General features: G+C 62.5%; 16 protein-coding genes. All 16 read left to right on the forward strand.

All coding sequences use genetic code 11. The features are described 5' to 3' along the window. The first annotated feature begins 3 nt into the window (after positions 1 to 3). The 16 genes from nuoN (at position 4) to H0S73_RS14310 (ending at position 17,436) form a co-directional block, all read left to right on the forward strand. Entirely contained in the window at positions 4 to 1,446 is a 1,443-nt protein-coding gene (nuoN, locus tag H0S73_RS14235; protein ID WP_181052771.1) for an NADH-quinone oxidoreductase subunit NuoN, read from the forward strand. A gap of 2 nt (positions 1,447 to 1,448) precedes the next feature. After that, entirely contained in the window at positions 1,449 to 2,273 is an 825-nt protein-coding gene (locus tag H0S73_RS14240) for a biotin--[acetyl-CoA-carboxylase] ligase (protein ID WP_343058373.1), read from the forward strand. 5 nt (positions 2,274 to 2,278) lie between these two features. Next, a complete protein-coding gene (locus H0S73_RS14245; protein ID WP_181052772.1) occupies positions 2,279 to 3,952 on the forward strand; it encodes a ribonuclease J in 1,674 nt (557 codons plus the stop codon). A 23-nt stretch (positions 3,953 to 3,975) separates the two neighbouring features. After that, the gene (gene mce, locus H0S73_RS14250) at positions 3,976 to 4,380 is read left to right on the forward strand and encodes a methylmalonyl-CoA epimerase (RefSeq protein ID WP_181052773.1); all 405 of its coding nucleotides are present in this window, start codon (positions 3,976 to 3,978) and stop codon (positions 4,378 to 4,380) included. A gap of 7 nt (positions 4,381 to 4,387) precedes the next feature. Further along, the gene (locus H0S73_RS14255; protein WP_181052774.1) at positions 4,388 to 4,726 is read left to right on the forward strand and encodes a DUF1467 family protein; all 339 of its coding nucleotides are present in this window, start codon (positions 4,388 to 4,390) and stop codon (positions 4,724 to 4,726) included. Positions 4,727 to 5,117: 391 nt separating this feature from the next. Beyond that, positions 5,118 to 6,446 (forward strand): proline--tRNA ligase, encoded by a 1,329-nt coding sequence (gene proS, locus H0S73_RS14260; RefSeq protein WP_181052775.1) that lies wholly within the window; start codon positions 5,118 to 5,120, stop codon positions 6,444 to 6,446. A gap of 6 nt (positions 6,447 to 6,452) precedes the next feature. Further along, the gene (locus H0S73_RS14265; protein ID WP_181052776.1) at positions 6,453 to 7,742 is read left to right on the forward strand and encodes a lipoprotein-releasing ABC transporter permease subunit; all 1,290 of its coding nucleotides are present in this window, start codon (positions 6,453 to 6,455) and stop codon (positions 7,740 to 7,742) included. 2 nt (positions 7,743 to 7,744) lie between these two features. Continuing rightward, on the forward strand, positions 7,745 to 8,440 hold the full coding sequence (locus H0S73_RS14270; RefSeq protein WP_114943812.1) for an ABC transporter ATP-binding protein: 696 nt from the start codon (positions 7,745 to 7,747) through the stop codon (positions 8,438 to 8,440). A gap of 130 nt (positions 8,441 to 8,570) precedes the next feature. Then, the gene (locus H0S73_RS14275) at positions 8,571 to 8,714 is read left to right on the forward strand and encodes a hypothetical protein (protein ID WP_181052777.1); all 144 of its coding nucleotides are present in this window, start codon (positions 8,571 to 8,573) and stop codon (positions 8,712 to 8,714) included. 108 nt (positions 8,715 to 8,822) lie between these two features. Continuing rightward, positions 8,823 to 12,296: a DNA polymerase III subunit alpha gene (gene dnaE / locus H0S73_RS14280; protein ID WP_181052778.1), complete on the forward strand. Its 3,474-nt coding sequence runs from the start codon at positions 8,823 to 8,825 to the stop codon at positions 12,294 to 12,296. 123 nt (positions 12,297 to 12,419) lie between these two features. Continuing rightward, positions 12,420 to 12,905, forward strand: coding sequence for a hypothetical protein (locus H0S73_RS14285; RefSeq protein WP_181052779.1), 486 nt, complete (start codon positions 12,420 to 12,422; stop codon positions 12,903 to 12,905). 260 nt (positions 12,906 to 13,165) lie between these two features. After that, positions 13,166 to 14,188, forward strand: a complete 1,023-nt coding sequence (locus tag H0S73_RS14290) for a 30S ribosomal protein S2 (RefSeq protein ID WP_181052780.1) — start codon at positions 13,166 to 13,168, stop codon at positions 14,186 to 14,188. A 105-nt stretch (positions 14,189 to 14,293) separates the two neighbouring features. After that, positions 14,294 to 15,223, forward strand: coding sequence for a translation elongation factor Ts (tsf, locus tag H0S73_RS14295; protein WP_181052781.1), 930 nt, complete (start codon positions 14,294 to 14,296; stop codon positions 15,221 to 15,223). A gap of 71 nt (positions 15,224 to 15,294) precedes the next feature. Beyond that, positions 15,295 to 16,008, forward strand: coding sequence for a UMP kinase (gene pyrH, locus H0S73_RS14300; protein WP_410055108.1), 714 nt, complete (start codon positions 15,295 to 15,297; stop codon positions 16,006 to 16,008). Between the two features lie 72 nt (positions 16,009 to 16,080). Further along, positions 16,081 to 16,641, forward strand: coding sequence for a ribosome recycling factor (gene frr / locus H0S73_RS14305; protein ID WP_181052783.1), 561 nt, complete (start codon positions 16,081 to 16,083; stop codon positions 16,639 to 16,641). 27 nt (positions 16,642 to 16,668) lie between these two features. Next, entirely contained in the window at positions 16,669 to 17,436 is a 768-nt protein-coding gene (locus H0S73_RS14310) for an isoprenyl transferase (RefSeq protein ID WP_181052784.1), read from the forward strand. Positions 17,437 to 17,438: the final 2 nt, after the last annotated feature.

The following is a 17,438-nucleotide window of genomic DNA, read 5'->3' on the forward strand; positions in this document are numbered from 1 at the left end:
CCGATGAATCCCGCCCTCACCATCCCAGCTTTCGGTCCGATGCTGCCAGAGATCCTCATGGCAGTCGGCGTCCTCGTCCTGGTCCTGTTCGGCGCGTTCCGCGGCGAGCGTCCCGGCTACGGCATGAGCATCATCGCGCTGGCGCTTCTCGCTGTCACCTTCGTGGCGGTGCTGATGCTGCCGGGCGAACGGGTCGAGACCATGGCCGGCTCCTTCGTGGTCGACGGCTTTGCCAAGTTCATGAAGGCTCTGACGCTCCTGGCCTCGGCCGGGGGCATCATTCTCTCCCTGGACTATATGCGCCGCGAGGGGATCTACCGCTTCGAGTACCCGATTCTGATCATCCTATCGACTATCGGCATGATGATGGTCATTTCGGCGAACGATCTGATCGCTCTCTATCTCGGCCTCGAGCTGCTCAGCCTCTCGTCCTATGTGATCGCGGCCTTCGACCGTGACAACGCACGCTCGACCGAGGCTGGCCTGAAATACTTCGTGCTCGGCGCACTCTCGTCGGGCATGCTGCTCTACGGTGCTTCGCTGGTCTACGGCTTTGCCGGCAGCGTGTCCTTCCCGGTCATCGCAACGGTGCTGCAGGGCAATGTTGGCATCGGGGCCATCGTGGGCCTCGTGTTCGTGGCCGCCGGCATCGCCTTCAAGATCTCCGCCGTGCCGTTCCACATGTGGACGCCGGACGTCTATGAAGGCTCGCCGACGCCTGTGACGGCCTTCTTCGCCGCCGCTCCCAAGATGGCCGGCATGGCCATGGCCACCCGCGTCTTCATCGATTGCTTCCCGGGCATTCTGGTCCAGTGGCAGCAGATCATCGTGTTCATCTCGATCGCCTCGATGGCACTCGGATCCTTCGCGGCCATCGGCCAGCGCAACCTCAAGCGCCTGATGGCCTACTCCTCCATCGGCAACGTGGGCTACGCGCTGATCGGCCTCGCGGCCGGTACGCCCGAGGGCATCCAGGGTGTGGTGATCTACATGGCGATCTACCTTGCCATGACGCTCGGCACCTTCGCGGTCATTCTCGGCATGCGCCGGGGCAACGTGATGTTCGAGTCGATCGACGACCTCTCGGGCCTCGCCCGCACTCACCCGGCGCTGGCGTTCTGCCTGGCGATGATGATGTTCTCCCTGGCCGGCATTCCGCCCCTGGCAGGCTTCTTCGCCAAGTTCTACGTCTTTGCCGCCGCGATCCAGGCCAACCTGGTGACGCTTGCCGTGATCGGCGTCGTGACGAGCGTGATCGGCGCCTATTACTACCTGCGCATCGTGAAGGTCATGTACTTCGATGCGCCGGTCGAGCGGTTTGAGCCCATGTCTCCCGGCGTGAGCTTCGTTCTCGCCGTGTCGAGTGCCGTCGTGCTGCTGTTCTGGCTGGTGCCGGCTCCCATCGTCAACGCAGCGGGCGCCGCCGCGCGCTCCTTGTTCCTCTGATCGTGCATCTGTCGCCTGAGACTGAGGCTGCCGGCTATCGGCTGCTCTCGCTTGAGGCGACAGGCTCGACGAATGACGATGCTCTGCAGGCCGCACGCGCTGGTGATCCGGGACAGCTCTGGATCACTGCGGCGGAGCAGCTCGCGGGTAGGGGGCGGCATGGCCGGCAATGGTCGTCGCCTCCGGGCAACCTCTATGCCAGTCTGCTCCTGATCGATCCCTGCGAGATGCCGTCGGCCCCGCAGCTCGGCTTCGTCGCCGGGCTCGCGTTGCATGAGGCCGTCGAGGCCGTGACCGGAATCGGCACGCCGCGTCTCTCGCTGAAGTGGCCCAACGACCTGCTGCTCGACGGTGCCAAGGTCTCCGGCCTCCTGCTCGAGGGGCATCGCCTTCAGCCGAACGGGCCTCTTGCCATCGTCATCGGGTTCGGGGTGAACGTCGCCTTCGCGCCCACCGGGACGCCCTACCCAGCTACGACCTTGCAAACGCTTCGTCCGGAGCTCGACAGGGGGGAGGTTCTTCGCGCCCTGTCCTCTGCCTTCGCACGGACGTTCTCGGCATGGCGTACGTCATCGAGGATGAATGCGTCGGATCCCTTCGGTGCCATACGGCGCCTCTGGCTGGAGCGAGCCGCCGGCGTCGGCCGAGAAGTGACGCTCCGGTTGCCCTCGGGCGAGAAGAAGGGAACATTCGAGGGGCTCGACAGGTTCGGACGCTTGCAGTTGAAGAGCCTCGACGGCTTGGAGCTCATCGATGCAGGCGATCTTTATTTCCCTAATTTGCTGCACGATATAGCCAAGCATGAGGCTGGCTCGAAAAGGTTTTGAATTTAATGGCTTCCAACCAGGATGAATTGGTCTTTCTCCCCCTTGGGGGGCTCGGCGAAATCGGTATGAACGCTGCGCTTTATGGCTTCGGGCCGGAGGCGGAACGGCAGTGGATTCTGGTCGATTGCGGCATGGGCTTCGGTGGCGAGGAGAACCTGCCTGGCATCGATCTCGTTTATCCCGACCTGCGCTTCATCGAGGAAGAGCGCCACAACCTGCTTGGCATCTTCATTACCCATGCCCATGAGGACCATATCGGCGCGCTCGTCGAGATGTGGCCACGCCTCCGAGCCCCGGTCTATGCAACTAAGTTCGCTATCGGGCTTCTGGAGACACGTCGACTTTCGGAGGCCGACGCACCGAAGGTCGATCTCAACGAGATCGTGCCGGGCCAGCGCTTGAAGCTTGGCCCGTTCGATATCGAGTACGTGCCGGTCGCCCACTCGATTCCGGAGTCGAACGCTCTCGCAATCCGGACTCCCCAGGGCCTCGTGGTGCATACGGGCGACTGGAAGCTCGACAATACTCCCTATCTCGGCAGCCTCACATCGGAAGAAGCCTTCCGCGCCCTGGGCGACGAAGGAGTGCTGGCACTCGTCTGCGACTCCACCAATGTGGTCCGCGAGGGCACGAGCCCCAGCGAATCCGATGTCGCGAAAAATTTGGCTCAGCTGATCAAGGATTCGCCCCACCGGGTCGCGGTCACCACCTTCGCGTCCAACGTTGCCCGTATCCGCTCGATAGCGGAGGCGGCCCGTGAGTGCGGCCGCGAGGTGGTGGTGGTCGGCCGCGCCATGGACAGGGTTGTCGATGTGGCCAAGGAATGCGGTTACCTGGAGGGCCTGCCCGAGTTCCGCTCCGCAGATAACTTCGGCTACATTCCTCGCGACAAGATCGTCGCGATTCTGACAGGCTCCCAAGGCGAACCCCGCGCAGCCCTTGCCCGGATTGCTCAGGACGAGCATCCGGATATCGCGCTCTCGTCGGGGGACCGGGTGATCTTCTCCTCCCGGGCCATTCCCGGCAACGAGAAGGCTGTCGGATCGATCATCAACAGTCTGATCGAGCAGGGTATCGAGGTCATCACCGATCGCACGGAGCTTGTGCACGTTTCCGGCCATCCCCGCCGGGGCGAGCTGGAGCAGATGTACCGGTGGACACGGCCGCGCATCGCCATTCCCGCCCATGGCGAGCCGTTGCACCTGAGCGAGCACGCAAAGTTCGCCCGGGCCCAAGGCGTGCCGGAGGTGGTTCGCGCGAAGAACGGCACCCTCGTGCGCCTCGCTCCGGGCCCGGCCGAGATCGTCGACAATGTTCCGGCGGGCCGTCTCTACCGCGACGGCAATATCGTCATCGGCGCGGGCGAGCGGGCGCTGCCGGAGCGCCGTAAGCTTGCATTCGCCGGAATCGTCACCGTGGCCATCGCCATCGACGATCGTGGCGAACTCGTCGGAGACCCCGTCATCGACGCCATGGGCCTGCCGGACAAGAACCGGCAGGGGCGGGACCTGACGGACATTATCGCCGACACGGTGGGCGATCTGCTCGATGGCCTCTCGAAAGCCAAGCGGCGGGATCCGGAAGCGGTCGAGAACGCCGTCCACCGGGCTGTCCGCGCAGCCGTGAATCAGGAATGGGGCAAGAAGCCCGCGTGCCACGTACTCGTCATCGAGGCCTGAGGGCCTGAAAAGGGAAAGATCCGATGATCGGACGTCTCAACCATGTCGCCATTGCCGTGCCGGACATCTCGGCCGCGGCCGAGATGTACCGTAAGACCCTCGGGGCCGAGGTCTCGGCCCCGGAGGCGCTGGAGGAGCATGGCGTCACGGTCGTATTCATCACCTTGCCCAACACGAAGATCGAGTTGCTCGAACCATTGGGGGGTGAATCGCCCATCGCCCGGTTCCTGGAGAGGAACCCGGACGGTGGCATGCACCATATCTGCTATGAGGTGGACGATATCCTGGCGGCGAAGGATCGGCTTGTGAATTCCGGGGCAAGGGTGCTCGGCTCGGGCGAGCCACGGATCGGGGCCCATGGAAAGCCTGTGCTTTTCCTGCATCCCAAGGATTTCAACGGCACATTGATCGAGCTTGAGCAGGCCTGAGGACAAGGTGTTGATAAGCGTTGTAAAAAACTTGGCGGGATCGCTCTGGTCCACCATCGCCGTCGTGGTGATCATATCGACCATCGCGGTTGCCATCAGCGTCAGTGCATTCGGCCTTCGGGTGAGCGGAGGCTTGGCGCTCTATTTCGTGATCTGGTGGATCCTGCTCTTCGCCGTTCTGCCCTTCGGCATCCGCAGCCAGGCCGAAACCGGCGAAGTCGTCCAGGGAAGCGAACCTGGAGCCCCGGTGCTGCCCGAACTGAGGGAAAAGGCGATCTGGACGACACTCGTCGCATCGGTCGTCCTGGTGATCGCTGCGGCTGTCTTTCCCCTGGCAGGTCTCTGACGGGGGCAGGAGCGGGGAGGCCAAAAAAGAAAAGCAAGGCTTTCGCCTTGCCTAAACTGCCTTTTGGCAATTTTTGATCCCTGGCTTTCTCAGGCCAGCGCCTCTGGGCGCTTGGGGATCTTGTTCCTCCCGAAACTCGGGCCGTAGCCTCTGACCTTTGAAGGTCTAAGACGTTAGGGTTTTGTTTATAGTCACCTTGTTCAGCGGTGTCACCTTTTGTAGGCAGGCCCTGATGCATTTTTCGGCATTTCTTGTATTGATCTTTGGTCTAATCCATCTCGCCGCAGGCCCGTTCAGGCGATGACAGCTTGTCTTTTGGCCGGTGCCTGTGTTGTGTGCTGGAAGCGAGTCGCTACCTATTCCATATTCGTTCGAGACCTAAAGGCGTCCCATGCGTTTGAGCCGCTACTTCCTCCCCATTCTCCGTGAGACGCCGAAAGAGGCGGAGATCGTGTCTCACCGCCTGATGCTGCGCGCCGGCATGATCCGCCAGGAATCGGCCGGGATTTATGCCTGGCTGCCGCTAGGCTTGAAGGTGCTCAACAAGGTCAATGCCATCGTCCGCGAGGAACAGAACCGCTCCGGCGCCGTCGAGCTTCTCATGCCTACGATCCAGTCCGCCGACCTGTGGCGGGAATCCGGCCGTTACGACGCCTACGGCAAGGAGATGCTGCGCATCCAGGACCGGCACGAGCGCGAGATGCTCTTCGGGCCGACCAACGAGGAGATGGTGACGGAGATCTTCCGGGGCTATGTGCGCTCCTACAAGGATCTGCCGCTGAACCTGTACCATATCCAGTGGAAGTTCCGCGACGAGGTGCGGCCGCGCTTCGGCGTCATGCGCTCGCGCGAGTTCCTGATGAAGGACGCCTATTCCTTCGACTTGGATCAAGCGGGCGCCGTGCATTCCTACAACAAGATGTTCGTGGCCTATCTTCGCACCTTCGCCCGCATGGGTCTGAAGGCGATCCCGATGCGCGCCGATACGGGCCCCATTGGCGGAAACCTGAGCCACGAGTTCATCATCCTGGCCTCGACGGGCGAGAGCGAGGTCTTCTGCCATGCGGATTACCTGAACTTCGACATCCCCGCGGCCGATACGAATTTCGACGACATTGCCGGTCTTCAGAGCACCGTCGACAAATGGACCTCGCTCTACGCCGCCACGTCCGAGATGCACGACGAAGCAGCCTTCAACGCGGTCTCGGAGGACAAGAAGATGTCCGCCCGCGGCATCGAAGTGGGTCACATCTTCTACTTCGGCACGAAGTATTCCGAGCCCATGGGCGCGAAGGTCATGGGGCCGGATGGGCAGGAGACGCCGGTCCATATGGGCTCCTACGGCATCGGCCCGAGCCGCCTGATCGCCGCCATCATCGAGGCGAGCCACGACGAGAACGGCATCATCTGGCCGGAAGCGGTCGCTCCCTTCGACGTGGCGATCCTGAACCTGAAAGTCGGCGACGCTGCGACCGACGCTGCCTCGGAGCGCCTTTATCGCGAACTGGGTGCTGCGGGGCGCGACGTCCTCTATGACGACCGGGACGAGCGTCCCGGCGGCAAGTTCGCCACTGCCGATCTGATCGGCGTTCCGTGGCAGGTCCTGATCGGCCCGAAGGGGCTTGCCGAGGGCAAGGTGGAATTGAAGAATCGCGCGACCGGAGAGCGCGAGCACCTTGCGCTCGAGGACGTGCTCGCCCGGCTCACCACGCGCAAATAGGCGGTTATGGCCAAGGAAAGAGACGTCAAGACGGCCCCGACGGGGACGAAGCCCTTTTCGCTCTTCGAGTGGATGCTCGCCGGGCGCTACCTGCGCACGCGGCGGCGGGAGGGTTTCGTCTCGGTCATTGCGGGTTTCTCCTTCCTCGGCATCATGCTCGGCGTCGCCACGTTGATCGTGGTGCTCTCGGTCATGAACGGCTTCCGAAAGGAATTGCTCGACAAGATCGTCGGCATCAACGGCCATATCTTCGTGGCGCCGCTCGAGAGCCCGCTCACCGACTATCCCGAGGTCGCGGCCCGCATCGCGGTGGTGCCGGGTGTCAAGAGGGCGATCCCGCTCGTGGAGGGGCAGGCCTTCGGCTCCTCCCAGTACAACGGCAGCGGTATCCTCGTGCGCGGCATCCGGGCGGAGGATCTGCGCAAGATCGACCATATCGCCGGCAATCTGCGCCAGGGTACGCTGGAGAACTTCGAGGACGGCGAGGGGGTCGCCATCGGCCGCCGTCTCGCTGACGCGCTTTCGCTCCAGGCCGGCGATACGCTGACGATCATCACGCCGCGCGGCGCCTCGACGCCTTTCGGTACGGCGCCGAGGGTGAAGGGGTATCCCGTCAAGGCGATCTTCGAGATCGGCATGTCGGAGTTCGATTCCACCTTCGTGTTCATGCCGCTGACCGAGGCGCAGAATTACTTCAACCGCCAGAACGACGTGCAGCTCATCGAGGTCTATCTCGACAACGCCGACCGGGTCGACGAAGCGCGCGTCGCCATCGACGAGGCGGCGGGGCGCCCGATCCTTATGACCGACTGGCGCCAGCGCAACCGAACGTTCTTCGGCGCGCTCGAAGTGGAGCGGAACGTCATGTTCCTCATCCTCACGCTGATCGTGCTGGTGGCGGCGCTCAACATCATTTCCGGCCTCATCATGCTCGTGAAGGACAAGTCGGAGGACATCGCGATCTTGCGCACCATGGGGGCGACACGCGGCGCCATCATGCGGGTCTTCCTAATCACGGGTGCCTCGATCGGCATCGTCGGCACCATTGCCGGATTCGGTCTGGGGCTTCTGCTGGCGCTCAATGTCGAGACGATCCGAGACGTCATTTCCCGCCTGACGAACACAAATCTCTTCCCGGCTGAGCTCTACTTCCTGAGCCGGTTGCCGGCCGAGGTGAACCCCACGGAAGTGGCGACGATCCTCATCATGGCCATGGTTCTGTCGCTCCTGGCGACCCTGTATCCCTCCTGGCGGGCCGCGAAGCTCGATCCCGTCGAAGCGTTGCGTTACGGATGAGCATGTCGCCGACTCAAGCCCAACCCGCCCTATACCTTTCCAAGGTCGAACGCCGTTACCCGCAAGGGGACAGCTTCCTCGAAGTGCTGCGAGGTGCCGATCTCGCGATCTGGCCGGGCGAGATCGTGGCGCTCATCGCCCCGTCCGGCACGGGCAAGTCGACCCTGCTCCATCTGGCGGGCCTGCTCGAGCGGCCAGACGGCGGCGAGGTGTTCGTCGGTTCTAAGCAGACCGCTGCCATGAACGATCAGGAGCGCACCCGTATCCGGCGCGAGGAACTCGGCTTCGTGTACCAGTTTCACCACCTGTTGCCGGAGTTCTCGGCTCTTGAGAACGTGGTGATTCCGCAGCTCATCCGTGGGTTGTCCAAGGCGGAAGCGCAGGATCGCGGGACGCAGCTCCTGACATTCCTAGGGTTGGGCAAGCGCCTCGACCATCGCCCCGGCGAACTCTCCGGCGGCGAACAGCAGCGCGTCGCCATCGCCCGTGCCGTCGCCAATGCGCCGCGTTTGCTCCTAGCCGACGAGCCGACCGGCAATCTCGATCCCAACACGGCGGACCGCGTCTTTCAGACGCTTGTCGCCATCGTACGCGCATCGAAGCTCGCGGCCTTGATCGCCACGCACAACCTGGATCTCGCGGCTCGGATGGACCGGCGCGTAACGATCCGAGATGGGCTGATCGTCCAGCTGCCGTAAAGGCCTCACATCAAGATTGAGCCTGCGAAAGTGCGTTCGGCGCTCGCGAAGCCGCGCGTCTGCGCATCTTAACGTTCCGTTGACTCCGTCCCGAGCCCGGACCCTGCACAGGCTTTACACAGAACATCCAATGAACAAATATGAACATATTGGGAACACGGAGAAAAACACCATGCTTCGCTTCATCCTTGAGACCACCGCTGAAATCGCGTCGCTGGCAATGTTCGGCTCCGCCGTGGCAATCTGGGCTCTGGTCCTTTCTCCCATCGCTTGATAGCAGCCGTCCACAGGTGATCCTGTGGATTCACAGGAAGGAAATCCTTCAATCCTTTCTTAGAAAAGAATCGTGCCACTATGCGTGCCGTTTTCTGAGTAGAGTTTCATGGCGCGCATTCTTCACGACATCGGTTTCGTCCATCTGCATGTCCATTCCTCGTATTCGTTGCTCGAGGGGGCGCTGAAGGTCGCGCAACTGGCCAAACTCGCAGCAGCGGACAAGCAGCCGGCCCTGGCGCTCACCGACACCAACAACCTCTTCGGCGCCCTCGAATTCTCCGAGAAGCTGGCGGGTTCCGGCATCCAGCCCATCGCAGGCGTTCAGCTGTCCGTCTGCTTCGAGGAGCCGGATCCGGTTGCCCGCGTGGTGCCGCAGCCGTCGAACATCGTGCTGCTCGCGCAGAACGAGGAGGGCTACCGCAACCTCATGCGCCTCGTGAGCCACGCCTATTTCGGTGTGCCGCTGGGCGAGGATCCGCGCGTGATGGCGCCGGTGCTCTCGGCTCACAGCGAGGGGCTGATCGCCCTGACGGGAGGTTTCTCGGGTCCGCTCGATTGCGCCCTGCGCAACGGCGCGCGCCAGGATCTGGCGCAGGCGCGGCTCGACCTGCTGAAGAACGCGTTCGGTCATCAGCTCTATGTCGAGATCCAGCGCCATGGCCTCGAGGACGAGCGTCTGATCGAAGGCGAGCTGCTTGCGCTGGCGGACCGCAACGGACTGCCCATCGTGGCGGCAAACGAACCCTTCTTCTCCTCAGCGAAGGACTACGAGGCGCACGACGCGTTGCTCGCGATCGCCGAAGGGCAGATCGTCTCCAATCCAGACCGCCGCCGTCTGTCGCCGGAGCATCATTTCAAGACCCGGCAGCAGATGATGGAGCTGTTCGCGGATCTGCCGGATGCGCTGCAGGCGAGCGTCGAGATCGCCATGCGCTGCGCCACGCGCGTGAGAACCCGCAAGCCCATCCTGCCGAACTTCGGTACGGGTCCGGACGCCGCCGCGCTGGACGAGGGTGAGGAGTTGAAACGGCAGGCGGAGGAGGGGCTGGAGAAGCGCCTCGCCGCCCATGGCCCCGCGCCGGGCCTGACCGAACAGGATTACCGCGACCGGCTCGCCTATGAGATCGGCATCATCCGGAACATGAAGTTTCCGGGCTACTTCCTCATCGTGGCGGATTTCATCAAGTGGGCGAAGGATCACAACATTCCGGTCGGCCCCGGCCGCGGCTCGGGTGCGGGCTCGTTGGTGGCCTATGCGCTCACCATTACCGATCTCGATCCCCTGCGGTTCGCCCTGCTCTTCGAACGCTTCCTCAACCCGGAACGCGTCTCGATGCCGGACTTCGACATCGACTTCTGCGTCGAGGGACGCGAGCGCGTCATCGAGTACGTGCAGCAGCGCTACGGCGAGGAGCAGGTCGCTCAGATCATCACATTCGGTACGCTGCTCGCCCGCGGCGTGATCCGCGACGTCGGCCGCGTGCTCGAAATGCCATATGGCCAGGTCGACAAGCTCACCAAGCTCGTGCCGCAGAACCCGGCGAACCCGGTGACGCTCGCGCAGGCCATCGAGGGCGAGCCGAAGCTGCAGGCGGCCATCGACGAGGAGCCGGTCGTCAAGCGCATGCTCGACATCGCGCAGAAGCTCGAAGGTTTGCACCGGCACGCCTCGACCCACGCGGCCGGCGTGGTGATCGGCGACCGTCCGCTTCAGGAACTGGTGCCGCTCTACCGAGACCCGAAGACCGGAATGCGCGTGACCCAGTTCAACATGAAATGGGTCGAGCAGGCGGGCCTTGTGAAGTTCGACTTCCTGGGCCTGAAGACGCTGACCGTTCTGCGCACGGCGGTGGATCTCATCCGGCGCAAGGGAATCGAGGTCGATCTCTCGGCCCTGCCGCTCGACGACCGCAAGACTTACGAGATGCTCCAGCGCGGCGAGACGGTCGGCGTGTTCCAGGTGGAATCGGCGGGCATGCGGAAAGCCCTCGTCGAAATGGAGACCGACCGCTTCGAGGACATCATCGCCCTCGTGGCGCTCTACCGTCCGGGCCCGATGGCGAACATCCCGGTCTATTGCGCGCGCAAGCTCGGAAAGGACGAGCATAATAAGAAGGATTGGTATCCTCACGACAAGCTGGAGCCGATCCTTCGCGAGACGTTCGGCATCATCGTGTACCAGGAGCAGGTGATGGAGGTGGCGAAGGTCCTCTCCGGGTACTCGCTCGGTGACGCCGACCTTCTGCGCCGCGCCATGGGTAAGAAGATCAAGGCCGAAATGGACGCGCAGCGCGAGCGCTTCGTCTCCGGCGCGAAGGAGGGCGGCCTCGACAAGGCGAAGTCGAACGAGATCTTCGACCTGCTCGCCAAGTTCGCCGATTACGGTTTCAACAAGAGCCACGCGGCAGCCTACGCGCTGGTCGCGTTCCAGACGGCGTACCTCAAAGCCAATCATGCGGTCGAGTTCCTTGCCGCATCGATGACGCTCGATCTCGACAACACCGACAAGCTCTCGGAATTCCGCCGCGAGGCCCAGCGCCTCGGCTTCAAGGTCATTCCGCCCTCGATCAACCGCTCCGGAGTGGTCTTCGACGTGAAGTACGACCAGGAAGGCAAGGGGCAGATTCTCTATGCCCTCGCGGCCGTGAAGGGCGTCGGTCGGCAGGCCATCGAGGCGGTGGTCGAGGCGAGGGGCGATGAGCCCTTCAAGGATCTTGCCGACTTCGCTCGTCGCATCAATCCGAAAGCCATCAACAAGCGCACGCTCGAAAATCTCATCGCTGCCGGCGCCTTCGACGAGCTGGAGCCGGACCGCGCGAAGGCCTGCGCGTCCATCGACGCCATGATGAGCCTCGCCCAGCAGTCGCACGAGGCGGCCAATGGCGGTATGATGGACATGTTCGGCGGGGTCGCGGCGGCCGGCGTGCAGCTGCGTATCGGACCCTACGAGCCCTGGCCCTCCGCCGAGAGGCTGCAGCGCGAATACGACGCCATCGGGTTCTTCCTCTCGGGCCACCCGCTCGACGAGTACGGCGACCTCCTCAAGAAGCTGCGCGTCCAGACCTGGATGGAGTTCTGCCGTTCGGTAAAGGCAGGCAACTCCGTGGGGCGGGTCGCCGCCACCCTCCTCGACAGGCAGGAGCGCCGGACCAAGACCGGCAACAAGATGGGCATTCTGACCCTATCGGATCAGACCGGGCAATTCGAAGCCATCATCTTCTCCGAAGGGCTGCAGCGCCTGCGCGAGGTCCTGGAGCCCGGTTCAGCCGTGGTCCTGATGCTCCAGGCCGGACTCGAAGGCGAAGAGGTGAGGGCGCGCATCGGCATGGCCGAGCCGTTGGACGAGGCCGTCGCTAAGCATCAGAAGAGCATGCGGATTTTCCTGCGCGACGAACGGCCGATCACGAGCGTCTATGAACGGCTTAAGGCCAGGGGCGAGGGGGAGGTGTCCCTCGTCCTCATCCTCGACGACGGCGACCGGGAGGTCGAGGTCAAGCTTCCCGGCAAGTACATGGCCACCCCTCAGATCGCCGGAGCGCTTCGCGCCGTGCCAGGGGTCGTGGACGTCCATGTGAACTGAGGCCTTTGGGAAGAGATGCCTTATGCTCCATAATCAAGTCGGGCATCCTATACGTGATGGATTGACGTATTTGCCATAGATTAGTAACATAATAACATATATTATAGTACTAGGGGACTAATAGTGGCTTCAATACGTGGATCAATTTTTCGGAAGGTTGCCGGTCTTCTCGCGTTTTTGATCATCATATGGTTTCAGGAATTCGGTGAAATCTTATGGTCTCTGATTATTGGAGAGTTGAAGAGCATTGAAAATGAATTCCCATTCTTTGCAGCTGATGCCTTATTATTTATAATAATATCTTTCTTGATCTACGTGCTTGCTTTTGGGGTTGGAATTTGGGGTGCTTTCGGCTTATCGCGGCCTCGACAAAATATGCAATCTAATAGTCGGCCTAGCTTCAGGCTTTTAATGTTATTTGCAGCGTCATCGATCCCAAATATTTTTCTCCTGCTGCTTGTAGCCAAAGAACTGGAGTTTACGGGGCGTAAGACATTCCATTTGTCTGTGCCAATCATTATCACGCCCATTATTCTTGGAAGCATCTGGTTTCAGTTGCAACGGGGTGATCGTGAGTCATCTGATAGCGAAGCGACTGGAGGGGCTTAGGAAAGCTATCCTTAAGTGCGATTTGGCTGATCGGCCGATAGTTTTCGGATCAACCTAGTTATAAGTTATCAGGATGCCCCTTTAGGCTGTTTATAGTCTCCGATTCTGAGGGCGCTGAGAGCGAGCTTGCATTCCAGCCGCTTTACCCCTATATGCGCGCCTATCCCACACGCGGAATCAACCTCATAAGTCCATGAGGTATCCCGGTGGCCGGCAGGGCCGGTCCACTGTTCCGCGGAGGCTTAACCGGAGAAAAGACTATGGCGCTTCCCGATTTCTCGATGCGCAGCCTGCTTGAGGCTGGCGCTCACTTTGGCCACCAGGCCCACCGTTGGAACCCGAAGATGGGTCAGTACATCTTCGGCACCCGCAACAACATCCATATCATCGACCTCGCCCAGACGGTTCCGATGCTGCACCGCGCCCTCCAGGCCGTCAGCGACACGGTGGCCAAGGGCGGTCGCGTGCTCTTCGTCGGCACGAAGCGTCAGGCTTCCGACGCGGTTGCCGAAGCTGCCAAGCGTTCGGCCCAGTACTACGTCAACTCCCGTTGGCTCGGCGGCATGCTGACCAACTGGAAAACGATCTCCGGCTCCATCTCCCGCCTGCGCAAGGTGGACGAGATTCTCGCCGGCGGCGGCCAGGGCCTCACGAAGAAGGAGCGTCTGATGCTCGCTCGTGAGAAGGAAAAGCTCGAGCGCGCCCTCGGCGGCATCAAGGACATGGGCGGCACGCCCGACCTGATCTTCGTCATCGACACCAACAAGGAGCAGCTGGCGATCCAGGAGGCCAAGCGCCTCGGCATCCCGGTGGCTGCCATTGTCGATACGAACTGCGACCCGGACGGCATCACCTTCCCGGTTCCGGCCAATGACGACGCCGGCCGTGCGATCGCGCTCTACTGCGACCTGATCGCCCGCGCGGCTCTCGACGGTATCTCCCGTGGCGCCGGCGCCATGGGCATCGATATCGGCGAGTCCGAGAACCCGATGACCGAAGAGCTTCCGGCGAATGACACGGCTGTTGCCGCCTACGAAGGCGAGCAGTTCGAGCGTCTGGCCGCTCCCCGCGGCGCTCCCGACGATCTGACCAAGCTGAACGGCGTCGGCCCGCAGCTCGAGAAGAAGCTCAACGAGGCCGGCATCTTCCATTACTGGCAGCTGGCCGCCATGCAGGCGGGCGATGTCGCCCAGCTCGACAAGGACCTGAAGCTGAACGGCCGCCTCGAGCGTGACCGCTGGGTCAACCAGGCCCGCCCGATGATCGAAGCCGCTGCTGCGTAAGCCTTACGGCGCCGCAGGATGCAGCGCCGCTTGAACGAATGATCGAGCCCGGCGTTCCATGAGCGCCGGGCTCCCTCTATGCGTGAACCTTTGAAAGGAAAAGCCATGGCGAACATTACCGCTGCGATGGTGAAAGAGCTGCGTGAGACGACCAGCGCCGGCATGATGGACTGCAAGGCCGCCCTCGCCGAGACCAACGGCGACATGGAGGCCGCGATCGACTGGCTCCGCAAGAAGGGCCTGTCGAAGGCCGCCAAGAAGGCCGGTCGCGTGGCGGCCGAGGGCCTCGTGGCCGTCGAGTCCTCCGGCCACACGGCAACGATCCTCGAGGTCAACTCCGAAACGGACTTCGTTGCCCGCAACGACCAGTTCCAGGCCTTCGTGCGCGAAGCCGCCAAGATCGGCCTGATGGGCAACGGCACCATCGAGTCGCTCGAAGCCGCCACCTTCCCGGGCTCTTCCACGACCGTGAAGGACCGTCTGCAGGAGCTCATCGCCACCATCGGCGAGAACATGACTCTCCGCCGTATCGCCAAGCTCGAAGTTTCTAAAGGCGTGATCGCCTCCTACGTGCATAACGCCGTCAGCGAAGGCCTCGGCAAGATCGGTGTCCTTGTGGCGCTCGAGTCCGAGGGCGATGTCGATGCGCTCAGCACCCTCGGCCGTCAGATCGCCATGCACGTGGCCGCCACCAACCCGGTGGCCCTCGATGCGTCGGGCGTCGATCAGGCGACCGTCGAGCGCGAGAGCGCCATCCTGCGCGACAAGAATGCCGGCAAGCCGGATCACGTCATGCAGAAGATCATCGAGAGCGGCCTGAAGAGCTACTTCAAGGAAGTCACCCTCCTGGAGCAGCCCTTCGTTCACGATCCCTCCAAGACCGTGACCCAGGTTCTCAAGGAAGCCGAGTCCAGGGCCGGCAAGCCGGTGACTCTCAAGGCCTTCGTCCGCTACGCCCTCGGTGAGGGCATCGAGAAGGAGGAGGCTCCGGACTTCGCGGCCGAAGTAGCTGCCCAGGCCGGTCTCAAGGCCTAAATCGAACCCAGCAAAACGGCGGCTCTTCAGCCGCCGTTTTCATGAGAGGTCTCGAAAAGAAAGGTCTGATGATGGCAACGTTCCGGCGCATCCTGGTGAAGCTTTCCGGTGAGGCCTTGATGGCTCCCGACGGCTACTGGCTCGATACTCAGATCCTGTCCTCTCTGGCGGAAGATCTGGCCCAGGCGACGAGGGCCGGCTTCGAGATCGCCGTCGTCATCGGCGGCGGCAACATCATCCGGGGCGCCCGCATGAGCGCCGCCGGCTGGATCGATCGCCCCACGGCGGACTCGATGGGAATGCTCGGCACCGTCATGAATTCGCTTGCCGTCGAGACCGCCCTCAATGCGGCGGGCGTACCTGCCCGCACCATGTCGGCGGTTTCCATGCCGACGATCTGCGAGACCTATGCCCGCCAGCCGGCTCTCCACCACCTCGACAAGGGGCAGGTCGTGGTCCTGGCGGGCGGTACCGGCAACCCCTTCTTCACAACCGACACCGCTGCCGTCCTGCGTGCCGCCGAGCTGCGTTGCGATGCGGTCCTGAAGGCGACGCAGGTGGACGGCGTCTACTCGGCCGACCCGAAGAAAGACCCGTCTGCGATCCGATTCGACCGCCTGACCCATGATGAGGCCATCGCCAAGGACCTGAAGGTCATGGACACCGCGGCCTTCGCCCTGGCGCGAGAGAGCAAGCTCTCCATCATCGTCGGTTCCGTGCACGCTCCGAGCTCCGTGACCGCTCTTCTCCAGGGGAAAGTGCCCTCGACGGTCGTCGCCCCTTGATCCAAGGGCCTTGATGCTGGACCCTGGGAAGCGTAAGCCCGTTTTAACTAGTTCGCGTAAGGACAAATTCTGATGGCCACGACCTTTGATCTCGCCGATGTGAAGCGCCGCATGCAGGGCGCCATCAACGCTTTCAAGAATGACCTGGCTAGCCTTCGCACCGGGCGCGCCTCCCCGAACCTTCTCGATCCCATCCAGATCGACGCCTATGGCTCCATGATGCCGATCACCCAGGTTGCCACGATCAACGTTCCGGAGCCTCGCCTCCTGAGCGTCCAGGTATGGGACCGGGGCATGGTCGCCGCCGTGGAGAAGGCGATCCGGGAGTCGGACCTCGGTCTCAACCCCCAGACTGAGGGTCAGGTGATCCGCCTCCGCATCCCTGAGATGAACGAGCAGCGCCGCAAGGAGATGGTGAAGGTCGCCCACAAATACGCCGAGGAAGCGAAGATCGCCGTCCGCCATGTGCGACGCGACGGCCTCGACCTCCTCAAGAAGCTTGAGAAGGACAGCGCGATCAGCGAGGATGACGGCAAGCGTCACGCGGACCAGGTTCAGAAGGCCACCGATCAGTTCGTAGCCGAGATCGATACCCTTCTGGTGACCAAGGAAAAGGAAATCATGCACGTTTGATCCTCAGACGCGCATCGGGACGGAAATATGAGCGGCGAAGCCAAGCGGTCGGCCCCCATCCTCGCACAGCAAGAGGCGGGCGAGGGGATGCCAAGCCATGTTGCCATCATCATGGATGGAAACGGACGCTGGGCCGCTCAGAAAGGGCTGCCCCGGTTCGAAGGGCATCGGAAGGGGATCGAGGCAATCCGCCGTGCGGTGCGGACCGCGACGGATCTCGGCATCGGATACCTGACGGTTTACAGCTTCTCAGCCGAGAACTGGCGCAGACCCGCCGATGAGGTGTCCTACCTCATGGGCCTGCTCAAGCGTTTCGTCAGGCACGATCTGGCCGAGCTTCACGCCAACAATATCCGGGTCCGGATCATCGGCGAGCGCGAAGGGTTGGCATCCGACATCCGCCTGCTGCTTGATGAGGCGGAGCATCTCACCCGGTCCAATACAGGCCTGACGCTCGTCATCGCATTCAATTATGGCGGGCGCCCGGGAAACGTGAGCGCCGGGCGGGCTCTTGCGCGCAGGGGGAAGGAAGGGGCGCTCGACCCGGCCGATATCGATATGGCTATGATTGGGATGGCCCTCGATACCCGTGATATTCCCGATCCGGATCTTGTGATCAGGACCTCGGGCGAGCAGAGGGTGTCGAACTTCCTTACGTGGCAGACCGCTTATTCCGAATTCGTTTTCCTGCCGTGCTTCTGGCCGGATTTCGACGAGGCTGCATTCAAGTCGGCCATTGACGAATATGTCAGGCGTGACCGCAGGTTCGGCGGCCTGAGCGCCCGGGCAGGCTGATG

The organism is Microvirga mediterraneensis (assembly GCF_013520865.1).
GTDB classification, from domain to species: domain Bacteria; phylum Pseudomonadota; class Alphaproteobacteria; order Rhizobiales; family Beijerinckiaceae; genus Microvirga; species Microvirga mediterraneensis.